The organism is Bifidobacterium sp. ESL0682, from assembly GCF_029392815.1.
Lineage (GTDB): Bacteria > Actinomycetota > Actinomycetes > Actinomycetales > Bifidobacteriaceae > Bifidobacterium.
Genome location: NZ_CP113942.1, coordinates 605,890 through 628,313, shown reverse-complemented (window position 1 = coordinate 628,313; position 22,424 = coordinate 605,890). Strand labels below are relative to the sequence as shown.

General features: G+C 55.6%; 14 protein-coding genes, 2 tRNA genes and 1 pseudogene. 10 read left to right on the top strand and 7 right to left on the bottom strand.

What is annotated here, in order from left to right; all coding sequences use genetic code 11:
* Positions 1-325 precede the first annotated feature (325 nt).
* Together OZX57_RS02650 and OZX57_RS02645 are read left to right on the top strand one after the other, a co-directional pair.
* The gene (locus OZX57_RS02650; protein WP_277162600.1) at positions 326-1,333 is read left to right on the top strand and encodes a LacI family DNA-binding transcriptional regulator; all 1,008 of its coding nucleotides are present in this window, start codon (positions 326-328) and stop codon (positions 1,331-1,333) included.
* Positions 1,334-1,483: 150 nt separating this feature from the next.
* Positions 1,484-3,718, top strand: a complete 2,235-nt coding sequence (locus OZX57_RS02645; RefSeq protein ID WP_277162599.1) for a hypothetical protein — start codon at positions 1,484-1,486, stop codon at positions 3,716-3,718.
* A gap of 170 nt (positions 3,719-3,888) precedes the next feature.
* On the opposite strand, the pseudogene lysS reads toward OZX57_RS02645, so the two are convergent.
* Positions 3,889-5,552 (bottom strand): annotated as a pseudogene (gene lysS, locus OZX57_RS02640) (lysine--tRNA ligase).
* Positions 5,553-5,842: 290 nt separating this feature from the next.
* Here lysS and OZX57_RS02635 point away from each other — a divergent pair.
* A tRNA-Pro gene (locus tag OZX57_RS02635) sits at positions 5,843-5,919 on the top strand.
* Positions 5,920-6,111: 192 nt separating this feature from the next.
* Positions 6,112-7,299 (top strand): MFS transporter, encoded by a 1,188-nt coding sequence (locus OZX57_RS02630; protein WP_277162598.1) that lies wholly within the window; start codon positions 6,112-6,114, stop codon positions 7,297-7,299.
* Positions 7,300-7,341: 42 nt separating this feature from the next.
* Here OZX57_RS02630 and OZX57_RS02625 read toward each other — a convergent pair whose 3' ends face one another.
* Positions 7,342-9,474 carry a DUF6020 family protein gene (locus OZX57_RS02625; RefSeq protein ID WP_277162597.1) on the bottom strand — a complete coding sequence of 711 codons (2,133 nt, stop codon included), beginning with the start codon at positions 9,472-9,474 and terminating at the stop codon, positions 7,342-7,344.
* 219 nt (positions 9,475-9,693) lie between these two features.
* Here OZX57_RS02625 and OZX57_RS02620 point away from each other — a divergent pair, with 219 nt between their 5' ends.
* From OZX57_RS02620 to OZX57_RS02605, 4 genes are all read left to right on the top strand, one after another.
* Entirely contained in the window at positions 9,694-11,952 is a 2,259-nt protein-coding gene (locus OZX57_RS02620) for a DUF4037 domain-containing protein (RefSeq protein WP_277162596.1), read from the top strand.
* A gap of 227 nt (positions 11,953-12,179) precedes the next feature.
* Positions 12,180-12,851, top strand: a complete 672-nt coding sequence (locus OZX57_RS02615) for a DUF4125 family protein (RefSeq protein ID WP_277162595.1) — start codon at positions 12,180-12,182, stop codon at positions 12,849-12,851.
* A gap of 36 nt (positions 12,852-12,887) precedes the next feature.
* The gene (locus tag OZX57_RS02610; RefSeq protein ID WP_277162594.1) at positions 12,888-13,331 is read left to right on the top strand and encodes a hypothetical protein; all 444 of its coding nucleotides are present in this window, start codon (positions 12,888-12,890) and stop codon (positions 13,329-13,331) included.
* Positions 13,265-14,671 carry a hypothetical protein gene (locus OZX57_RS02605; protein ID WP_277162593.1) on the top strand — a complete coding sequence of 469 codons (1,407 nt, stop codon included), beginning with the start codon at positions 13,265-13,267 and terminating at the stop codon, positions 14,669-14,671. The genes OZX57_RS02610 and OZX57_RS02605 overlap by 67 nt, the downstream gene beginning before the upstream one ends.
* Before the next feature lie 166 nt (positions 14,672-14,837).
* Here OZX57_RS02605 and OZX57_RS02600 read toward each other — a convergent pair whose 3' ends face one another.
* Positions 14,838-15,605: a hypothetical protein gene (locus OZX57_RS02600; RefSeq protein WP_277162592.1), complete on the bottom strand. Its 768-nt coding sequence runs from the start codon at positions 15,603-15,605 to the stop codon at positions 14,838-14,840.
* Positions 15,602-17,551 (bottom strand): PspC domain-containing protein, encoded by a 1,950-nt coding sequence (locus OZX57_RS02595; RefSeq protein ID WP_277162591.1) that lies wholly within the window; start codon positions 17,549-17,551, stop codon positions 15,602-15,604. Before OZX57_RS02595 ends, OZX57_RS02600 begins: the two co-directional genes overlap by 4 nt.
* Positions 17,552-17,665: 114 nt before the next feature.
* Between OZX57_RS02595 and OZX57_RS02590 the strand changes: the two genes are divergently transcribed.
* Together OZX57_RS02590 and OZX57_RS02585 are read left to right on the top strand one after the other, a co-directional pair.
* Positions 17,666-19,228 (top strand): ATP-binding protein, encoded by a 1,563-nt coding sequence (locus OZX57_RS02590; protein WP_277162590.1) that lies wholly within the window; start codon positions 17,666-17,668, stop codon positions 19,226-19,228.
* Positions 19,229-19,282: 54 nt separating this feature from the next.
* On the top strand, positions 19,283-20,044 hold the full coding sequence (locus OZX57_RS02585; RefSeq protein ID WP_277162589.1) for a response regulator transcription factor: 762 nt from the start codon (positions 19,283-19,285) through the stop codon (positions 20,042-20,044).
* A gap of 22 nt (positions 20,045-20,066) precedes the next feature.
* On the opposite strand, the gene OZX57_RS02580 is transcribed toward OZX57_RS02585, so the two are convergent.
* The 3 genes from OZX57_RS02580 to serS form a co-directional block, all read right to left on the bottom strand.
* Positions 20,067-20,693, bottom strand: a complete 627-nt coding sequence (locus OZX57_RS02580; RefSeq protein ID WP_277162588.1) for an HAD family hydrolase — start codon at positions 20,691-20,693, stop codon at positions 20,067-20,069.
* A 154-nt stretch (positions 20,694-20,847) separates the two neighbouring features.
* Positions 20,848-20,932: transfer RNA gene (locus OZX57_RS02575), tRNA-Ser, on the bottom strand.
* Between the two features lie 179 nt (positions 20,933-21,111).
* Entirely contained in the window at positions 21,112-22,398 is a 1,287-nt protein-coding gene (serS, locus tag OZX57_RS02570; protein ID WP_277162587.1) for a serine--tRNA ligase, read from the bottom strand.
* Positions 22,399-22,424: the final 26 nt, after the last annotated feature.

Genomic DNA, 22,424 nt, shown 5'->3' with positions numbered 1-22,424 from the left:
ACGATTCCGTACACTCTACACAAAAGTCACGGCTTAGCACGGACTGCTTGGTAGATACGACCATCAATCAACTGGACGCGTCATGCCTCTTCGCAATAATGTAAACGTTAGCATATTATTTTAGAAACGTCAACCTGAAGAATAGATTATTAAAGAAATTTATTTCCTTGAGTTTCCAGTATTTCTAAACGCTTTAAAACAACAATCCGACAATCTTGTAAAACAATTTGACCTAGAAAATAATAAGAAATGTATACGTATCCTTCTATCAGCACTTACTATGATACGCTGTAGATGAACAAATCCTTTGGTCAAGGAGCGATAAATGCCGGCATCCATCCATGACGTCGCCGAACGCGCCGGAGTCTCCATCGCGACCGTCTCCCGCGCCTTCACCCAGCCCGCAAAGGTGTTACCGAAAACCCGCGAACGTGTACTTGAAACCGCACACGACATGGGATTCACCATCTCCCGTTCCGCGTCAGCGCTCAAAAGCGGCAAAGCGGCACGTATCGCCTTCCTCACCGGCGGAGAACTCGAATCCTGGTACGATTCCCATATTCTCTCCGGTCTCAATTCCGTACTGCACAATGCGGGATATGACATCTCGGTCTACCAAGTCTCGGACTCGCAAGAGCGTCACGATTTCTTCTCGGACATGTCTATCAACCGCAACGCGGACGCCGTACTGGTCGTCTCCTTCCAGGTCTCGCACGACGAGGCAGCCAAACTCAAATCCAGCGGCATTCCGCTGATCGGCATCAACACCACACCCATGCCCGAATTCTCCGCAACCATCAATCTCGATGAACAGGCGAGCATGAGGATGGTTGTCAATCATCTAGCCCAACTCGGCCACCGCGATATTGCTTACGTATGTCTTGACCCCGAAACGGAAACCTTCAAATGGAATGGCCAAGACAGGCTCAACTCCATCAAAGAAATCTGCAAGGAAGGCCCTGACATCAATCTGCGGGTCATCTATGCGCCCAAAGACGTCAATCGCGCTGACTACGCCTTCTCACAACTGACGACATTGGAGAGAAGACCGACCGCGATCTGCTGCATCAACGACGAGTATGCCGTCCCGTTGCTCGCGCTTCTGCTACGCAATGGGCTACGGATTCCATCGGATGTCTCGTTAATCGGATTCGACGATTCCACCTATGCCCAAGAGGTCGGACTCACTACCGTCAGGCAGGATCCGTTTTCCATCGGACGCACGGCCGGAAAGACCGCACTGGCACTGATCGACGGCAATACTGGTATCGAACGGCACATCACGGTCCCCTCATTCCTTGCCATTCGGAACACAACCACACCGCTACGCTAAAGTCTCTCATCATAAAGACGGAAGATAACGCCGTCTCTCGTTGACAAATCTTATGTATACGTTATCATTGCAAAGAAGACGTATACCGCATCACCTGTGCCACAACAATGTCGGCTACGCAAACGCACACTCACCAACGAAGGGAATATCTTGCACTCCACCCTTGCTTCAATAGGCTTCGACCGACACGGCGCCGCACGCGATCGCACCACCCTCTTCTCAGCAGCAGGACTCGATTGGCCAGACGACGCCGATATGGAATTCGACCTCGGGCGTTTCACGCACTATCCCTTCAGCGTTGATATCTCCAACAACCGTCTGCTCGTGGCTCTCGATCGCAGCGGATGCATACGCAGGGCCGTCAAAGCGGTCGGCGTTCAAGACGTGCGCGGTAAGTTCATTCCAGGTGTCTATATCCACAAGCAAATGGCATTCTGCGAAGGGCACATCGGCATGGACATCGCCGTCAACGGACGTATCTGTCAGACGCCGGGGCTGAAGTTCGCCGAAGGCGTGCTGCCGGTTTTCGAGACCTGTCTCGACACGACACAATTCAACACAACCACCTTTGTTCCGCAGATTGGCCACGACCGACCGCTGTGCGTCATCCAGCTGACGACCTTCACCAACGACGGCGACGCCCCTGCCAATATCGAGCTCAGAACACATTGCGAGACTACCGGCAAAAAGGACACTGAGCCGCTTGATGTCACCATCGCCATCGTCAAAGACGACAATATAACCAACGTCGAAAGCGATGAGACCAGGCAGACCAACGATTTCATCATCGAAGCACATCAAACAGTGCAGTTCGCCTTCATCGCTGACTTCAGCACGAACAACGAGAACATCAAAGAATTCGTGTCCATTCCAACCATCGCTAGTGCGCTCGAGGCCACCTTCAACGCTCGAAAAGGTACACTCGGCACACTAAACATACCGGAAGATCCGTGGTTCGGCGAAGTGACGACACGGGCCAGCGAACTGGCGCGGCAGGCGATGTTATTGCTCGACGACGGAACCTCAGCCGGATCGTTCTGGGGTTCCAATGCCAATCCGTTACCCGATGTGTGGACACGTGATTTCGGATACAGCACCATGGGCGTGCTGGAAAGCGATCCCGCATTGGCGAACACGGCCATCGAATTCCTCGCCCGTTACGGCATTCCCGCGAAAGCCTGGCAACGCGAGGCAAAGATGCATCCCGAAGCCACCGGTTTCGAACATTCGCTAGGCAACGCATGCCTGGCCATAGTACTGGCTTCCATGCTCGTCCAGCGTCATGGCAAGACTGCACTTACCGTCGACCAATCCGTATTCACCACGTACATCCACCAGCTTGCCCATGACCTGATTGCTTCCCGTCCTAAGGACGATGACCTTTACGAGACCTTATACATCTCAGACGGACCGTCACGGGGTGATTTCCATACGGGATCGAACATTCTAGCGTGGGCTGCGGCAACGGCTCTTATCGAAGATTTCAGCGAAATGCTGAACGACGGGCAGGCCGAAGCACTGGCCGACATCGCTACCTCGCTCAAAAAGGCACTTTATCAGCGCTGCGTGCGCAACATCTGCGGCAAGGACATGTTCGTGGAAGGTGTCGATCGCAACGGCAACGTCATCGGCGTGCACGACGGCGAGGAAAGTGACCTGACGTTGGCCTCGGTTTACGGGTTCACCACCCGCGACGACCGGTATATTCGCAATCATGCGCAATGGGCCCACAGCACCGACGATCCATATTACGCTCCGATCACCGGCGGTATTGACTTCTGGGACTTCGACGACAGCAACGGCATTACCTACCCTGGCACCGTTCATGGGTTGTGCGGAGCGGGATCGCGCAAGGAACTGGCCGATGCGCTGCATCGCATTCGCCACACCACCGATCTCGATGGATCGTTCTGGTGGTGGCCGTTCGAACATGCCGAGCAGGATCCTTCAAGGGTCAAGCGCGGCTTGGGCAAATGCGGATGGTGCGCAGGCGAATTTGTCTCGTTCATGGTCCATGACATCGCAGGCATCAGACGCAACGAGGATGCCAAATCCATCACTGTGGCACCATATACGCCTTGGAACGAGTTCAGCTGGGACGGTATGTCCTTCTGCGGCGGCACAATCAACATTCACGAGCGGAAAAACACATTGACATTCTGTAACAACACCACCGAGACGCTCAACACCACCTTGCAGATTGCGTTGCAACCAGGCGAAATGCTTGAGGATGTGAATCTTGATGGCGAATCACGTCGCTACCAAGCTGAAGTTGTCTATCTGCGCGATTGCGCCGCAGTACGCGTCCACGAACAAGTCAAGGCTGGACAGACCGTCACCCTGCAAGTCAAGACACGGCCGAATCCGCAACAGAATTGCCGATAATAACGAAATTTAAAGTGATTCGTGTCGCCGCTTCAAGAGCATTTGAATGTTTCCGGTGAAACACCTAATCGAAAAAACGGTTGTGGCCCATTCCTCTTAGAAGGAACGGGCCACAACCGTTTACATCACTTATCGATAGGGACTGTGTTGAAATCCCTATACCGAATCGATCAGTTCAGCGGCTTGACCAGCGGGAAGGTAATGGTCTCGCGGATGGTGGCACCGGTCAGGGCGATCAGCAGACGGTCGATGCCCATGCCCATACCTCCAGCGGGCGGCATGCCGACGCCCAGCGCTTCGAGGAAGTCCTCGTCGATATCCATCGCTTCGACGTCGCCGGCAAGCGCATCCTTGGCCTGGTCGACCAGACGCTGGCGCTGCACGACGGGGTCGTTGAGTTCGGAGTAGCCGGTCGCCAGTTCGAAGCCGCGGACGTAAAGATCCCACTTCTCCACAACGCCCTTCTTGGAACGATGAGCTTTGACCAACGGGCTGGTCTCGACCGGGAAGTCACGCACGAAGGTCGGGACTTCAGCGCCTAAACCAGCCTCGTAGAAGTGCTCCCAAAGATGCTCGACCAGCTTGCCGTGGTTCTCGACCTCGTCGCGCTCGACACCAAGCTTGTCGGCGATGGCACCAAGGTGTTCCACGGAAGTTTCCGGCGTAATCTCCTCGCCGAGCGACTCGGAAAGCGACTCGTACATGGAAATCTGCTTCCATTCACCGCCGAAGTCGTATTCGCTGCCATCGAGCAACGTGACCTTGGTGGAGCCGAACGCGTCGATGGCGGACTGCTGAATGAGCTTCTTGGTCAGCGCGGCGATGGTGTCGTAGTTGCCGTAAGCCTGATAAGCCTCGAGCATGGTGAACTCGGGGGCGTGCGTGCCGTCGACGCCCTCGTTGCGGAAGTCGCGGTTGATTTCGAAGACACGTTCGATACCACCGACCAGGCAGCGCTTGAGGAACAGTTCCGGAGCGATACGCAGGTAGAGGTCCATGTCGAAAGCGTTCATGTGGGTGACGAACGGGCGGGCGGCCGCTCCCCGTGCACCGTCTGCAGCATCGGCGTCTCGACCTCAAGGAAGTCGTCCTTGGCGAAGGTGTTGCGCAGCGAGGTGACCACCTTGGAACGCTTACGGACCATGTTGCGGATGTTCTCGTCGGCAATCATGCCAATATACGGCTTGCGGGTGCGGGTGTCTTCCGTGAGTTCCTTATGCAGCGCAGGGAGCGGTTGCAGGGCCTTGGAAGCAATCTTCCACTCGCTGGCGAAGACGGACAACTCACCGGTCTTCGACGCAATCACGCGCCCCTTCAGATAAAGATGATCGCCCAAATCGACGAACTGCTTGAACGCTTTGAGAGAATCCGCACCGATCTCCTTCTTGGAAATCATACCCTGGATCTTGGTGCCATCACCAGCGGCAAGCTGCACGAAGCACAGGCCGCCGCCATTGCGCAGGAAAAGCACGCGGCCGGCAATGGCGACTACATCCTGAGTCTCATCGCCTGCATTGAGCTTGCCTTCATACTTGGCGCGGACTTCCGGAATCGTATCGGTGACTTCAACCACGACCGGATACGGCGCGACTCCATCCTTCAGCATCTGGGCACGCTTGGCCACGCGCATCTGTACCTGCTCGGGCTGGCCCTCCGGTCCGAATTCCTTGTTGGTCGGGTCGATGGACTCGTCGAAAGACTTGCCTGCATCAATATTTGCCGCGATGGCCTCATCTTGTTTGAGGCGCAGCTCTGCACGCTCGACGGTGGACATTACCGGGGCTTCAGCCTCTTCTTCATTCCGGTTTTCACCGGTTTCATTCGTTTCACTCATAATTCCTGAGTGTACCGAGCAGCCGATACACGCCATTACATGTCCCTAGGAGCTCACTTTCGTTATTTCCAGTACTTCACACACATCTATGCTGGAAACAACGCATCTTTCGGTCGTACATGCGTTGTTTCCAGCACATGTACCCAACTTAGTGCCTGGAACAACGCAAAATCCTAACGATTTATCATATTCATTGATAAAAACTATCAATTATGATGCAACGACCCCGCATACGACACGCACAATGGACTCGTCCCCGGGGTCGTTGTATCATGATTGCTGTTGTTCATCGGGCTGTAGCGCAGCTTGGTAGCGCGCTTCGTTCGGGACGAAGAGGCCGCGAGTTCAAATCTCGCCAGCCCGACCAACTTAAAACCCCTTGCTTTGCAAGGGGTTTTATTATCTTTAAAGTATCTGCAATAAATCTTTCGCGTTAGTATGATGTTGCAAGAGAACACAGCAGTCAAAAATATTCCTTGACAAACCGATTTTTCGGCGACCCGTCTGGGGATTATTTCCAAATCCGACCCATGTACCCAATCTCCATAAAGGAGTTACCTTGAAGAAAAGCCTGTTCGCATTGGCCTGTGGAGCGTTCACCTACGGGGCCGCCGAATTCGTGATGATGGGCATCCTGACCCAAGCCGCGCGGGATATGCGTGTGAGCATCCCCACAGCCGGCAACTTCATCTCGGCCTATGCCATCGGTGTATGCGTCGGCACGTTGATGCTGATTTTCGGGCGCAAAATCGGCCCGAAAAAGCTTATCGTCATCTTCATGGTCATCGCCTTCCTGGGCGACCTATTCAGCGCATCCGCCCCGAATGCCACACTGCTGGTCATCGGCCGTTTCATTTCCGGACTCCCCCACGGTGCCTTCTTCGGAACCTCGGCACTCGTGGCCAAAACCTTGGCCGAACCCGGCAAAGAGGCGAAGGCGGTCAGCCTCACCATCACTGGTCAGACGGTGGCCAACATGCTGGGCGTGCCGGCCGGTACGCTCATCGCCGAGCACCTTTCCTGGCGCCTGGCGTTCCTCATCCTTGCTGGGGTCGCCGCGCTGACCGTCATTCTGGTGGCCGCTTGGGTGCCGCGTATCGACCCGGTCGAGGACGCCGGCATACTGGGACAGTTCAAGTTTCTGACCAAACCCGGCCCCTGGATTATTCTCATTGCAGTCTTCACCGGCAACACCGGCATTTTCAGCTGGTGGAGCTACGTCTCGCCGTGGCTGCAGCACGTCGGCGGCTACGCTTCGGGATTGGTACCGCTGCTAATGATGCTTGCTGGTTTTGCGATGGTGGTCGGCGGGCTCGTCGGCGGACATCTGACTGACCGCTGGCGCAGCGCTGGAACGGCCGGCCTTGGTCAGTGTCTCAGCGTGATTGGTCTGGTTCTGGTATTCTTCGTGCCCGGCAACAAGATCGATACCGCAATCTTCACGTTTATCATTTCCTTCGCGCTGTTCTTCATCTCCACTCCACAGCAACTGCTGATGGCCGAAGCGGGCAAAGGCGGCGGAGAGCTTATCGGCGGAGCGGCGGTGCAGGTCGCGTTCAACCTCGGCAACGCGGTCGGTTCGGCCGTGGGCGGCGGCATGCTCACCATGTCGGGCATGAACTACCATTTCACGGCGTTGGGAGGCATCCCCTTCGCTCTTACCGCCACCATTCTGCTGATCATCTATTCGCTGCGCTACGAAACAGATACCGATGCCTTTGAGCGCTTGCAAATAGTTGATGCATGAGCGCAGCTACGTCGCGCATCCGCATACAGCCAGCCATTGCCGTCAATTGGTAGGGCTGCAGTCTGCCGAAGTCTGAGATCCACGGCCAGAGCACAGGAAACCGACCACCATTGGAGTGAGCAACACCAGCTGGAACACGAACCTCGTCGGCGAAGGACGGCCCGGTCTTGACAGGCTTTCGGCGCAGACGTAGAGACCGGCGACGCTCAGTAGCCACGGCAGGCATGTGAGCAACAAGCTCCGACCCGCAGATACGGCGCAGGCCATCGGGCTACCGGAAGTTTGACTATCGCTTTCGCCATGAACGTTGCGGCTCATCCCAAGCATTTGCGAGCGCCGCTCTTTTCGACGTCGCCAAAGGTAATACAGCACAAATCCCGGCAATACTGAAGTCCACAATGCCATGAAGAACGGGATATTGATGCCTGGCGTATCGATGATGGTGCGATAAAGCTGCTTCACCGTCTCGCTGGCCTCGGTAGGCGGGGTATGCGGCTGGAGCACACCGTAGGTGTAGGCAGCGGTGTCGGAAGTGGCCATCGGCAGTATCATCACCGAAACCGGTTTGGGAATCTTCTGATCCTTGACACTGAAAGCGTCAAAGGTCATCCACCCGGATTCCAGACAGAAGAAGCCCTGCAGATACGAATCAGGATGACGCAGGCCAATATCCAGCCAAGCTTTGGCGAAGCGGGAAATCGGCACCTTGCCTTTTATCGTCCAACCGATGGCCGGAACGGCAAGCCACGGATCGTAATGGTGGCCGATTTCATCCCACGAATATTCAAGATAGTTGTCAACGGCTTCGCGGTCGGAATCGCTGATGTCATCCGGATGGTCATGCGCGGCTCGAGCCATCATCTGAATCGGCAAGGCGAGCGCGGCCTCCGACGTTCCCGGCACCACGTTGATGTGCCGGTAAACGAATTTCGGCAAGGCCATATCGACAATAACGAGCAGCACCACCGCAAGCGCGACCATCGCGACCTTGAGTTTTCGAGCAAACTTGCCAAAAATCAATGCGAGTAGGCAAAGCACAATGACATATAGTCCAAGTTTTTTGGTCAATGCGACCAGCAGCCCGTCCAACGCGAAGACAGAAACAAACCAAGGATTGCGTGTCAGCTCAAGTTTGCTGTCAACCAACTTGCAATACATGATTGCCCATGGAACGAACAGCATGGCGCTCGTCGTGTCTTTCGCAATCGACATGACGCACATCGGCACCACCGGGAAGAAGCAGAAGAACGCCGCGAAACCGTGCAGCAACCTACGGTTGAGGTCGGTTCGGCCCAGATAGGCCAGCAGCCAGGCAATGCCGAATGCGAATCCCACTGCCTGCAGGAGCGCATATATGTACATGCCGATGTTGTAATTATTGAAAAGCGACTTGCCCAGCGACGCAAACCAGCCATACAAATAAGTATCGAGGAAGGGATGGTGGTCCCAGATCTTGCCCGCGTTCATCCCGTAAAGCGGCATGCCGTAGTATTCCGCGATCTGGTCACCGGTATCGAAATGAATGACGCCCGGGAACAGCAGAATGATATACGGAAGCCAACAGCACAGCAATATCGACGCATCGGCGGCAATCGCGGGCATATGTTCGGCATAGCGGAAATGGAAATAACGACGAATGGCGGCAAAACACTTGCGGGGTTTGGCAGTACCAACAGCGATACCATCCTTGGCACCCGCCTGGGATATGTGCTGAATGTTGCCGTTATCGGAAGCATTCTCGCCGGAAAGTACTACCTCGGGAGATACCGCAATCGTCAAATCGACATGCCCATCGCAACCGTTGCCAATGTTTTTGGGCGATCCCCCATGCACGTCGTCAATGACTTTGGAGACACCGAATGCATGTGTTCTGGCGAATTCCACGCCACGGTACGCGACCATATACAACAAGGCAAAAAGCACCGCATAACCAATCGACTGCAGATAAAGATAGACATGGTCAAAAGGAACCCATCCGAACTGTGCAGCTTGACTTGAGCAGGCGACCATAAAGCCGAGCACGGCGGGAATCAGCCATCCAACTTTCGAAGGCTGAAGGAGATTGACGAATTTGAGCCAGACGGTGCTACTTGGGTTCGATATCGTCTCGACACCTACGCGCGGCTCTCGGACCACCAACGCATCCTTGCAATCATCGTTTTCGTTATGCTTCACCGCTACTCCCTGCCACCTTGACGGTTAAAGCCGCGTCAAGACTTATTCGCGTATTCATCGCCAGTCTAGCGTGCCGGTTCGTCGAAATAATGCGACTCTCCTTGCATAGTCGTTTTATCAGGAAAATCATAAACCTGTGAGATAGCTCACACTGAAACAGAGCCTCTGGATACCGCAACCGGCAATAGACTGGACATAGCATATGACAAAGGAGCGGTCATGGACGACAACGCGCAGAGCAAGACGCCGGAAGAGCTGTTGCGGGCTTTCAGCGAAACACATTCTTCGATTTCCGGAGAGCCCGAAGATGCCAGCGACCCGAACAACGCTCCGGTCCCAACACCTAACACGACGTTCGATACCGACGAATTCTTGAAGGGGCTTGACGCCTTGTTCGACGCTCACGAGGCCAAAGACAAGGCGGAACCGTACCTCCAACAGGCGATGGTCGATGCGGAGAACGCAGGTGACGACGCGGGGCTGCTGACCGTATTGAACGAGACCATGGGCTTCTACCGTTCGCATGGTCGGCACGAAGACAACCAATGGATCATCCAGCGGGCGCTGGAACTCGGGCTCAAGATGGGGATCGAAGGCACCGAGGCGTGGACGACCACACTGATCAACGCGGCAACCGGAATGCGCGCGGCCAAACAGTACGACCAGGCCGAGAATCTCTACAAGCAGGCGTTGGCATCGGCACAGAAGACATTCGAACCCACCGATCGGCGGATGGCAGCGCTGCACAACAACATTTCGATGCTCTACAGCGAGACCGGAAAATTAAGAGCCGCACAGGACGAGCTCGAAAAGGCGCTTTCCATTCTCGAGGCATCGAGCACCGATGCCGAGACCGACATCGATGTTGCTTCGACGCACACCAACCTCGCGCTGGTGCTGTTGCAACGGGCAACCGAAGCGGCGCAGAACGGACAGAACGCTACAACAGGGACACAGGACACAGCCGCCACCAGGCAATCTCAAGACAACACAGTCACTATCGAACAATCGCAAAATAGACTGGACTCGGACGATACTGCATCATCCGAAACCGTTGATTCACTACTTGAACAGGCCATGAACCATTCCTCCAAAACGCTGGAGATCTACAAGAACGGACATCTTGAGCACAGCGCCCATTTTGCCTCGGCTCTGGCCGGATATGCGCAGACCTGCTTTGCGGCTGGACTGTTCGACAAGGCCATCGATTCCTATCGTCGGGCACTCAAGGTCATCGAAGAATGCTATGGCACCGATACCGATTACTACCGCATCACCGCAGGCAATCTCGCTCAGGTCGAGGAAACCGCACGTGCGGCAAGCGAAGCAGCCGGAACTGCCAACGAACCAGCATCCGATGGAACGCTCTCGTCATCGGCCAACGAAGCGCATCGGTCAGACGAAAATCAGGCTGAAACAAGTAAAGCCGCCGCCGGAACCGAACCGGCCGCGACCTCCAAGCCCGCCATCTCCGGTCTCAAGCTCGTACGAGCTTACTGGGAGCAGTACGGCAAGCCGATGATCGCAGAGAAATATCCGGAGTATCAAGGGCGCATCGCTGCAGGACTGATCGGCCATGGCTCTGAATGCTATGGATTTGACGACCAGTATTCGCAAGATCACGATTTCGGCCCCGGTTTCTGCCTGTGGCTCACCGATGAAGATTACGACGAGATTGGCGAAAAGCTGCAGGCCGACTACGAAGCGCTACCACAGGAATTCATGGGCTTCGGGCCACGCGAATCAACTGCACGAGCCCAGGGTGGCTCCCGGCGCACCGGAGTCTTCCGCATCAGCGATTTCTTCGCCGGCATCACCGGATACCCGGCCGCACCAAGTGACGACAAACCGCACGAATGGCTTCTGCTGGACGAACCGACACTTGCGGCGGCGACCAACGGCGAAATCTTCGCCGACCCACTCGGCGCCGTTTCCAAAACACGGCAAGGGTTCAAGATGATGCCGGACGATGTGCGGCTTGCGATGATTTCTCGCCGACTCGGCATGATTGCACAGGCCGGTCAGTACAACCTGCCTCGCATGCTCAAGCGAGGCGATGGAGCGGCGGCATGGCTCTCCATCCGCGAGTTCACCACGAACGTCTGTTCATTCGTCTTCCTCATCAACGAGCCGATTCGCGCCGGCTATATGCCGTACTACAAATGGCAGTTCGCGGCACTGCGTCGGCTTTCCGGTCGCATGTCAACCGTTCTGCCGGATGTCTGCGATCAGCTCGAAACCATTTTGCGGCTTTCCTCGGCAGCCTGCTTCGGCGGTGCCGGATTCGGCGAAGGCGGCAAGGGCTCCGCGCCCGCGCAGGAACAGGTGCAAGCCACCGTCGAACACATCTGCAGTGAAATCGTTGCAGAACTCAAAAACGAGGGGCTGACCAATAGCGACGAGGAATTTCTCGAGTGGCAGCGACCATACATCGAAGCACATATCGGCAGCAACAATCCAGTGCTGCACAGTCTATAAAGTCGGTGCAGCATGACTCTTACATCGCGATTTACCCTTTGCCGATACCGATGATTACGCATAAACCAATAGATCTGCGGCAGGAATGAGAAAGTGTAAACGAGCGATTCATCGTGATCGGCATACCGACTTTCAGTAATAAGTCAATACTTTCAAGTGATGCCAAAACCTATACTGGCATCAGCGATAATGCCCAAAACCAGGGCGAAACATGGAAAAGAGCGACAATGGCCGAAAATGCAGCGAAGCAAGAGGCACAGGAAAACACCACTTCCGCGGAAGAACGAGCACGGCTTGATCTGTTGGAACATGTGGTCAAGCACGAATGGGACCAGTTCCAGAAGACCGACAACGAAGGCGGCCGCGCGGCCTGCCAAGGCAACTGGCCGACCTTCCACCAGATGCGCGCCAGCCAGTTCATGACCTGGCCCGTGCCGCTGCTCAAAAGCTACGCCGACGACCTCGACGAGGCAGACCACGTCGGCCGCAACCTCATCACCGAGAAATACGGCCGCATGATGATTTCGACCTGGCCGGAGGAGTATCACGCGAATATCGAGCCGTATATCCCCGCGCGACCCGCTGAACGCGTTGCCGCTCAGGAAAAGGTCATCGAGCAGCAAGTGGCATGGGCCGACGATTTCCGCGGCCGCTACCCCAAACTCGGCCGCGAGATGCGCGTGCTGCACACGTCAGAAGATACACACGAAAAAACATCGTTCGAAACCTATCTGCGCGGTGAACTCGGCACGTACTCCGACAAGACATTCGGCCTCTATCAAGACTTTATCGACGACCTCGCCGCCGCCAATCGCAACCTCACCGAAGAGACCATCCGCAATACCGTACTGCTCGGCGGCTTCCAATCCCTCGACGAGGCCGAGGCTTTGCAACAGTAGGCGTAAAGATATGAGCGATGCGTTAGAGTGACACGCATGCGATTGATGAAACGATTCCTCCCCTCCATAGCCGTCTTTGTTACACTGGTCGCCGTTTTGGCGACATTGGACGCGGCAATGACGCCGGGCTGGGGCATCGAACCGTTGACTCAGCACATCAGGGTGGCTTCTCCTCGTTCCTCCATCCAAGCCCGAGACACCGCGGCTGCAAGAGCTATCGAAAGCACTCGCAATACAGATATACAGGCCGGAGAAGCTGGCAACCATACCAATACCACAGACATTCTCAAAACGGCTCAAGAAGGCACATATCAGGTCAAAACCACGAACCTGCACATCAAACTTGCTCCGAACGTCACCATTAACGCCATCCTGCGCTCCCCATCGATGCTCCCGGCAAACGTCCGGCGACATTGTTCATTCATGGGGCAGGCACCGGCAAAGCCAGTGAGGTCTATGGCGACATCGCCTCGGCCATGAGTTCGGCGGGCATCGTCACGCTCGTGCCGGATAAACGACTTGACACATACACCACGTTCCACCGCGACTATTACGCGATGGCCGAAGACTATATGGCCTCACTGAAAATCCTGCGCGCACAAGCCGATGTTGATCCCACGCAAGCCGGCATCTACGCGGAATCCGAAGGCACGTGGATCGCCGAAGCGATGGCACATCTCCATCCGGACGCCATTCCCTTCATGATGTTGACTTCTCCGCCGGCGGTTTCTGGACGGCGCCAGATGGCGATGGCCGCCAACACCTATGTTTCCGTTGTTGGCGCCCCCAAAGGACTCAACCGTGATGTCGATAAATTCATCGGCCTCAATTTCGCGCCTCTTGGGCTGCAATATGCCGATTTTCCCGCCGAACGCTACCTGAAAGACCTCACGATGCCGCTCTTGATCAGCTTCGGCACCGACGATCTTTCCATGCCCATCGAGCAGGGAACGACCGACATCATCGACGCTGCGAAATCGGCCGGCAACCGCAACGTGCTCGTCCGCTATTATCATGCCAACCACCAGATGCGCGTCGGCGCACACACTTCCGTGCCCGGTTTGCCGCTCGATGCGCACTACACGCACGATCTTGAGGATTGGACGAACGCCGTCACCGCCGGCACGAAAGCGAACGATTGGGCCACTCCGCAAATCGCCGGAGATCAGCCAAACCAACGGCTCTCTATCCCAACCAGTGTAAAACCGGGACTTATCGGGTCGTTAAGCACAATATTGGTGCTGCTGGGCTTAGTTATTTTGTGTGCAGCAATGGCCGGAATCATTGGCCTTGGTATCACTTTCAAACGTGTGATGAAACGCAACAAACAAGGCTCGCCACTTCCACCCACTGAAAACGACAATGCAGGAACATCGGTAATCGACTCGTCAATGAGAAAATCCGATTCTCATATCAACGACATGGAACAGTTACCGTCAGCGATGATCGGAGCCGAAAACCTTGATTCCGCCATCTTTGGCAGATTCCCGCATCGACTCACAGCAGCCTTAGCCTTAAACAGTTGCTGCGCGGTTCTGGGCATCGCAGCGTTCTTCGCCTACGTCATCGTCGCCGCAAAATCGGCGCTGACACTCACTTCTCGCAGCACAATGCTCAACTGGGGCTGGGTGCTGATGCAGGCAATCGCCCTGATCAATGTCGCTTTGCTGACTTGGATGATCATGGAACTTTGGCATTCCCGCGGCAACCGTTCCCATGACTTCTGGACTCCCACGCGCTTCATCATTGCCGCGTTGTGCGTCATCGCCTCGGTGGCGTCGCTGATCATGATGGCGTTCTTCGGGCTCTATTCCCTATAAAAGGCAAGCGCTCACTAGAAACACAGCATTGACAGCAGTCCGCCTTTTCGGCGATTTCTCAATGCGATGTTTCATTGAATCGCAAGATGCCTGCACAACATCATCATTGCGTAGGCATCTTGCGATATATGTCCGTTACTCCGTATTGCCGTTATTCAGAAACGGCTCATTGCCGATTTGCGCCCTTCCGCTTTGACGTGCCTTTATGAATCAGCGACGCCAAGCCCAACAGCGCCGCCAACACAATCAACAACACGCCGAGCAGAACAATGCCCATAGCGACAAGCGAGCGCATATCGACACCACCGGGCACCGATGCAAAGACCATCGGAAATATCGAGCCGATGAACAGCGTCAAAGCTCCCAAAAACAGCGGAAGCAGGCTCAGCAGAATGGTCGCTTTACTCGGACCAGCTGGCGGTTGTGGCTTGGGCATCTGCTGCGGAAAATCACGCGGCACGTGCACATAGGTTCCATAAGGGGCAGAACCGCTGGCAAAGTTTGACGGCGGCACATATCCAGATCGGCTCGACGCATTCGATGGAGTACTACTAGTTTGCGGCCCATGTTCAGACTCATCTTCTGCCTTTTCTGCCGAACCGGCACTATCGTCAGCCTCCAGCCCCGATACAGCATCATTCGCAACCTCGATGGTCTCTGTCGCCGCTGCCCCATCATCAACCGACTTATCGTCCAAAATCACGAAAGACTCAGTAACGGGCAAAGTTTCGATTGCATCATTGTTATCACCACCGTTACCAATCGGCATGGTTTCAGCATTATCGCTCTCTCTATGGTGCAACGCTATGGTATCGGTATCGGACACATCCGCATCATCACCCTGAACCGGCCGGTTCTTGGCTTCGGCCATGTCCTTATCGGAAGTCAAGCTCGTCATTTCGTTCTCCACATTCGGTTCTTCACTCATGCTCATCGCCTCCACTCTCCTTCGGTCTTGCCTTTGGCGAACTGCGCATAGCTGGGTACCGTGCTTTCGTCAGGATATTGCACCGTCACGCGACCTTCGACGATGTAGGGAGCATCGATGGTTAGCTCGGGTCCGTTTTTGGGCATTTTTCGCGAATCAGTAATCCACTCGTATTCTTTTTCATTGCCGTAATCTCTACCAGAATCAATGCTCCGATAACTCATTCCCCCGATACCGAGTTGCATATTACGGCCGATCGCGACATAGCCGCTACCCAGCGATTCTGTACCCACCGCGCTGCCGGCATATCCCCCGTCGATAACGATTGACCCTTCATCGGTATCGACACTGATCCTTCCGCCATCAACCAATGAATCGGATTCATGGCTCAGCTCATAAGAGCAGCCAGCCGGCAAAGTGACGAAAACCGTTGCTTGCCTGTTGGTCAGATGAATCGTTCCGGTCGGGCAATCGGACTGGACCGTGCTGCCATCTTTCAGTACGACATCGTGGGTGTCGTGCGTTTTGCCGTAATCGCTAAGGTCGATATTTATTGCGTCATCGTCGAGCCTGTGGCCTTTGATTGCAGTTCCTTGTTTGAGTTTGTTGAACTGCTGGCCGTTGCCACCATCGATGGCTTTAAAACCACTGACATTCACCTGATGATAGAACGTACTGGTCTGTTCCAAGCCGGTCAACACCAAGGAATAGCCGATATCGCTGATCATGAAGACCACCGCCACGAACGCCGCGATCCAGACCAAAGGGTGCAAGCCCCCTGCACGACGACCGACCAAGCCGAGCACAGCGATGATTACGCCAAGCAATATGAGTATCGCCGCAATCCAATATGTCCCGTATTGGAAAATCGTGCTTAGGTATCCGCCGTTGCTGAAGCATTGTATGGCAACGAGGGCTCCAGAAAGAAAAATAACGCCGAGTGTCAGCAAAACGACCACGAATCCGGCCGGCTTGCGTCGCGTACGCCTCGGCCCCCATGGTCTTGCCGTACTTTGAGAAGCCTGTGGATAGGTTTGTTGAGGTTCGGCCATATACGTGGGAGGAATGCCGCCGGCCCGCGATGAGCTAGCCGCAAATGGCGAAGCTGACGGCCGTGCAGAAGTCTGTTCGCCGTACGGAAGATTAAAATTTGTTGCGGAATCGGAAGAAGCAGAATCTGCAGACCCATTATTGGATTCAGCAACCGGTTGAGCAGTGGCATTTTCGGTGGCTGAACGATTATCGGGATTCACTCCTGTCTGTTCGCGAAAGGTCGCCTCATTGTTCCCCTGAGATCCGGATTGCGAATCGTTCTGGCCCTGCTGCCAAGGCTGGGGCGCATATGGGGTGGGATTCGGATTCGGAGGACGATTGACATTGCCGGACGGGTCATAAGGCATCGGCCCGGCCTGATATTGGCCTTGCGGAGGCTGCGCTTGCCATTGGCCTGGTTGGTGTTGTCGTGCGTTATTCGCATAAGCGGTTCCACGCTGTTGCTGTGCCTTGTTCGCGAGGCTGTTGATCATAATCAGCAGCACCGCAACTGCGATGATGGCCAGCAGCACACCGACGCCAGGCGAGCAGAACGCGATGATCATGAAGAGAATCGGGCCAAGCAATGACCACTGCCAGTGGCCATAAACCAGTTCCTCACCAGAAATCCTGCCGTCACGGCAATCGGGCAACAGCACCCAAGCCGCCGCGTAGAACGCCGCGCCGAAGCCGAAGACCAGCGTGGAGGCGGCGACAATCGCTCGTACGAAAACGGGACTCAGCCCGTAACGCACCGCGATGCCGTCACAGACGCCCGCGATCCAGCGGTTGTTGCCTCGCATCAGACCACTGCCACGAATCCATGCGAAGAAGCGGTCAATCTTGTCGTGTCGGGGCGGAACGGGATTGCTCATGTTGTTCGGCTGTTGGTAGCCGTAACCGTTTGTGTTGTTGCTCATGGTTCTATTACAGCACCCGGAAACGCTCGGAGGGGTCAGGGAACACCCTGATTTAACCCTGATTTTTGCATGAACGCACCCTGAAACCCCCGCAAAATCATGCACAATGGAAGTATGAAGCCATCGAATCACGCGCCAGATAACCACGGACCATATCAAAGCCCGCGCAACCAGCAGGCATACACTTGGCAACAATATGCACCTGCAAGCGGATTCCCCGTGACGCCGAAACAACGTCTGCCACTGCTGCGCCCGAAAAAGAAACGCATCTTCTGCGGGGTGTGCCGCGGGTTGAGTCTGCATTTGGGCATACCTGTCGTCTGGGTTCGCCTGGCTTTCGTCGCTACAGCATTCCTTTTCGGCTCCGGAATCGTGGCCTATATCTTTTTGTGGGCGTTCGTTCCCGCCGGAGACCCGGTTACCGCCGAACAGAAACAGCGTGAAGCCGAATGGCAGACCGCGCACGCGCCATTGTCATACGGCAATGTCAACAATATTCAGGACTTTCAATATGGAAACGGCGGCAACCATCCATCCGTCAACGCCGCCTACCCTAATGCAGCTGTCAACGCTCAACAATCAACTGCACAACGCCCTTCTTCGCCGTCTTCCGCCCCCGAAAACGGAAATGGAAATGGACACGAGGCCAACAGCGACGAGACCGAAAGTGGTCCCGAGAATCTTGCCCAAGCCTTCAAAAACGCTTCCAAACCTTCCATCATCGCGCTCATCGGCATCGTGCTCATCGCTTTGGCCGTCATACTGGACAACAGCCCGTTGCCCGGAGATCTTACATTCGGCACCTTTATAGCCTTGTGCGGCATAGGCGTGGCGTGGATTCGATTCAACGCCAAGGACGGACAGATACGGTATCTGCTTATCGGTGTGGCGCTCATGGCGATAGGCTATTTCATTTGCGCTGGTTCCTATACCTTCAGCATTCATCTGCCGCTTTCCGCAGCAGTCGCCGGCGTGGCACTTCTCTTCGGGGTGACGCTGGCCATCGTTCCGCTGGCCAATCGATTCATCCACGAACTGAGCCACGAGCACGCGTTGAAAGAACGCGAAGAGGAACGAGCCGACATGACCGCTCATCTGCACGACGGCGTTTTGCAGACCCTCGCGCTGATTCAGTTGCACAGCGACGAGCCGAAAACCGTGTTCACCTTGGCCCGCAAGCAGGAACGCGAACTGCGCCGATGGCTGTATCAGGAACGGATACCATCAGATCGGTCGGTGAGCAGCGGACTCAAGGACATCGCGGCCCATATCGAGGACGAATTCGGTGAGCCCATCGACGTGGTGACCGTGGGCGACACGCAACCCAGCGCCCAGACCGACGCACTGTTGAATGCCAGTGAACAGGCGATGTTGAATGCCGCGCAGCACGGCGCGGAACCGATTTCGGTCTACTGCGAGGTCGGAGCCGCTCAAGCTGAAGTCTTTGTGCGCGACCACGGCAACGGGTTCGATCAGGACGCCATACCGCCGGATCGGCTCGGCATCCGCCAGTCCATCATCGGCCGCATCGAGCGACGCTGCGGCAACGTCAGCATCGTGTCCCGTCCGAATTGGGGCACCGAAGTCCACATGACCATGCCGATTCCGAAGGAGAGCAACAGCTCTGAAATCGCCGTGGCGGGAAGCCGGCAACCGGATGCCGAACATCACGAGTAACTGCATAGGTACGACACAAACGGCAACCCGACGAATATGATGATTGGCAACGATATGAGACAGAGAGACAGCAACCAGATGAACGACAACATTCCCACGGTCAATACGACAGCAGCAACACAAGCCGGAGCCGGAAACGTACAAGACGACGGCCAGGCAGCTGCCGACCGCCACCCCATTCGCATAGCTGTGGTCGACGATCACGAGATGTTCCGAGCTGGTGTCATTGCGACATTGAGCCCGCATTTCACCATCGTTGGGCAGGCACCGGATGTCGAGGGCTCGGTCGCGATGATCGCCGACACCAAGCCGGATGTGGTGCTGCTGGATGTCCATGTGCCTGGAGGCGAAGGCGGAGGTGGTGCGGAAATACTACTCAAATCGCACCCGCTCTCCCCTGATTCAGCATTTCTGGCGCTTTCCGTATCCGATTCCCCGAAGGATGTCGGCGCAGTGATTCGCGCTGGTGCACGCGGCTACGTCACCAAAACGATCAGCGGCGACGATCTGATTTCCTCGATTATTCAGGTCCACGAAGGCTATGCCGTCTTTTCACCGAAGCTGGCCGGATTCGTGCTCTCCACCTTCCAAGGTGCAGGCCAGGCCGAGCATGACGACGAACTCGACAAACTCTCCCACCGCGAGCAGGAGGTCATGCGTCTGATCGCCCGTGGCTACACCTACAAGGAAATCGCAACGGAACTGTTTATCTCAATCAAAACGGTGGAAACCCACGTCAGCGCAGTGCTCAAAAAGCTCCAGCTTTCCAATCGTACCGAACTGACGCGTTGGGCTGCCGACCGACAGATTGTGTAAGGTACAAGGAATCAAGCCAATGTTAAGAGCTGATCTCGCAAGCTGCTCGCATCTTTGAAATTGACAGCTTTAAACCCCAATCCTCCAAGTCTCTGACCATGTGCTTGTCGCTGTAGACAAACAATGTCGTCGCGGGACTGATGCCAAAGCGTTCGACGGCATGATTGATCAGAACCGGGTCGGGAAGCCGAACCCTCTCTTCGGACGAAACTATAGAATCACATAGCTTAGCAAGATCAGGAAAACGTTGCCGAGCCAATTCCCAATGTTTTTCCGTCGTGTTTGCCAGTCCCCACAGACGAATTCCGGCAGCATCTAAATCCTGCATCAACTCAGGCATTCCCGGCATCATGCCGACAAACCCATCCGCTTCATGGTCAAGGTACATCTTGAGCACCCAAGCGATGGCCGGTCCGTGATGCGCTTCATACGAGGCAAGTACCCGTTGCTCACTCCACCCGCTTTCGAGCATCGCCAGATAAAACTCCATCCCCCACTCGTCGGCCGGGTCGAACATCATGTCGGCAATGCCTTCGGGATATTGCCCGGTAATCGGTCGCCGTCCGTCCCATTCGACGAGCACATTATCAAGCCCAAACACCACATCGGTTATCGCTGCTTGCATGACCTGCACCTCTTCACGCCACATCGGTCAAATTTTCCACTTCTGTAATCTTACAGACAGCTCGCCAAACCCCACAACAGCCACAACACCGACGAATCAGCAGCACAAAACATTCGCAAGCAAAAAACATTTTAACAAAACAAAAGGGCTTCAGGTTAAAACCTGAAGCCCTGTAAAGCGGACAGGGCGAGATTCGAACTCGCGGAGGATTGCTCCTCAACGGTTTTCAAGACCGTCTCTTTCGACCGCTCAGACACCTGTCCATGTTGCATTTCCGGCTTGCACCGCAAACGCAACGAATGAAATTATAACAACGGCCTACAGACAGCAGACACGTCATCACATAAGTCGCCAGGCAATCGCCCATAAGCAGCAAGCATGCCGCCACTTAAATCACCTGGCAAGTTACCGTAACCATCACCAAACAAGCGACTGTTCGGTCTCAGGCCTCCCACTTGGTGGGCTCGATGACCTCACGGCCGCCCATGTAAGGACGCATGGCCTTCGGGATATCGATGGAGCCGTCCTTGTGCTGGTGGTTCTCGAGAATCGCGACAAGCCAGCGCGTGGTGGCCAGCGTACCATTCAGCGTCGCGGCCGCGCGGGTGGAACCATCTTCGGTGCGCTCGCGGATATTCAAGCGGCGTGCCTGATACTCGGTGCAGTTGGATGTGGACGTCAGCTCGCGATAACGACCCTGCGAAGGCACCCAAGCCTCGTTGTCGAACTTGCGGGCGGCGGAAGAACCGAGATCGCCGGCGGCGGTGTCGATGGTGCGGTAAGGCACCTCGACCTTGGCCAGCATCTGCTCCTCCATGCCAAGCAGCTGCTTGTGCATGTCGCGGGATTCCTCCTGCTTGCAGTAGACGAACATCTCCACCTTGTCGAACTGGTGGACGCGGATGATGCCGGACGTATCCTTGCCAGCGGCACCGGCCTCGCGGCGATAGCAGCTTGACCAGCCGCAATACTTCAGCGGGCCGTTGCTGAAATCAAGAATCTCGTTCTCGTGCATGCCGGCGAGCGCCACTTCGGAGGTACCCACCAGATACTGGTCGTCAGGCTCGCGCAGACGATAGATCTCATCGGCATGCGAATTGAGGAAGCCCGTACCGGCCATGACCTCAGGACGCACCAGCGTAGGCGTGATGGCCAGCGTAAAGTCGTTTTCCTCAGCCTGGTCGACGGCCATGGTGAGCATGGCGATCTGCATACGTGCCACGGCACCGCGCAGGAAGTAGAAGCGAGAGCCGGAGACCTTGACGCCACGGCGCATATCGATACCGGCAACGCCCTCACCCAATGCCAAGTGGTCCTTGGGCTCGAAGCCCTCGGCCTCGAAATCACGCGGCGTGCCGACTTTCCGCACCACCACGTAGTCATCCTCGCCGCCTTCGGGAGCCTCAGGCTCGACGATGTTGGAGAACTTCCACATGGCATTGGTATATGCCTCAGCCGCATCATCCGAGGTCTTCTTGTATTCGGCGACCTTGTTGGCCAGATCCTTGGTCTGTGCAATCAGCGCGGCCTTTTCATCAGGAGCTGCCGCAGCGACCTTCTTGCCCATGGCCTTCTGGTCGGCGCGCGCCTCTTCATACGACTTGAGAGCGGCGCGACGCGTCTCATCCTGCTTCAAGACCTCATCAACGAGTTCTACGGACTCCCCGCGCTTGCGCTGAGATTCGCGTACAACGTCGGGATTTTCACGGATAAATTGGATATCTAACATAGTTTCAGTCTACTTCCGCAAAGGGA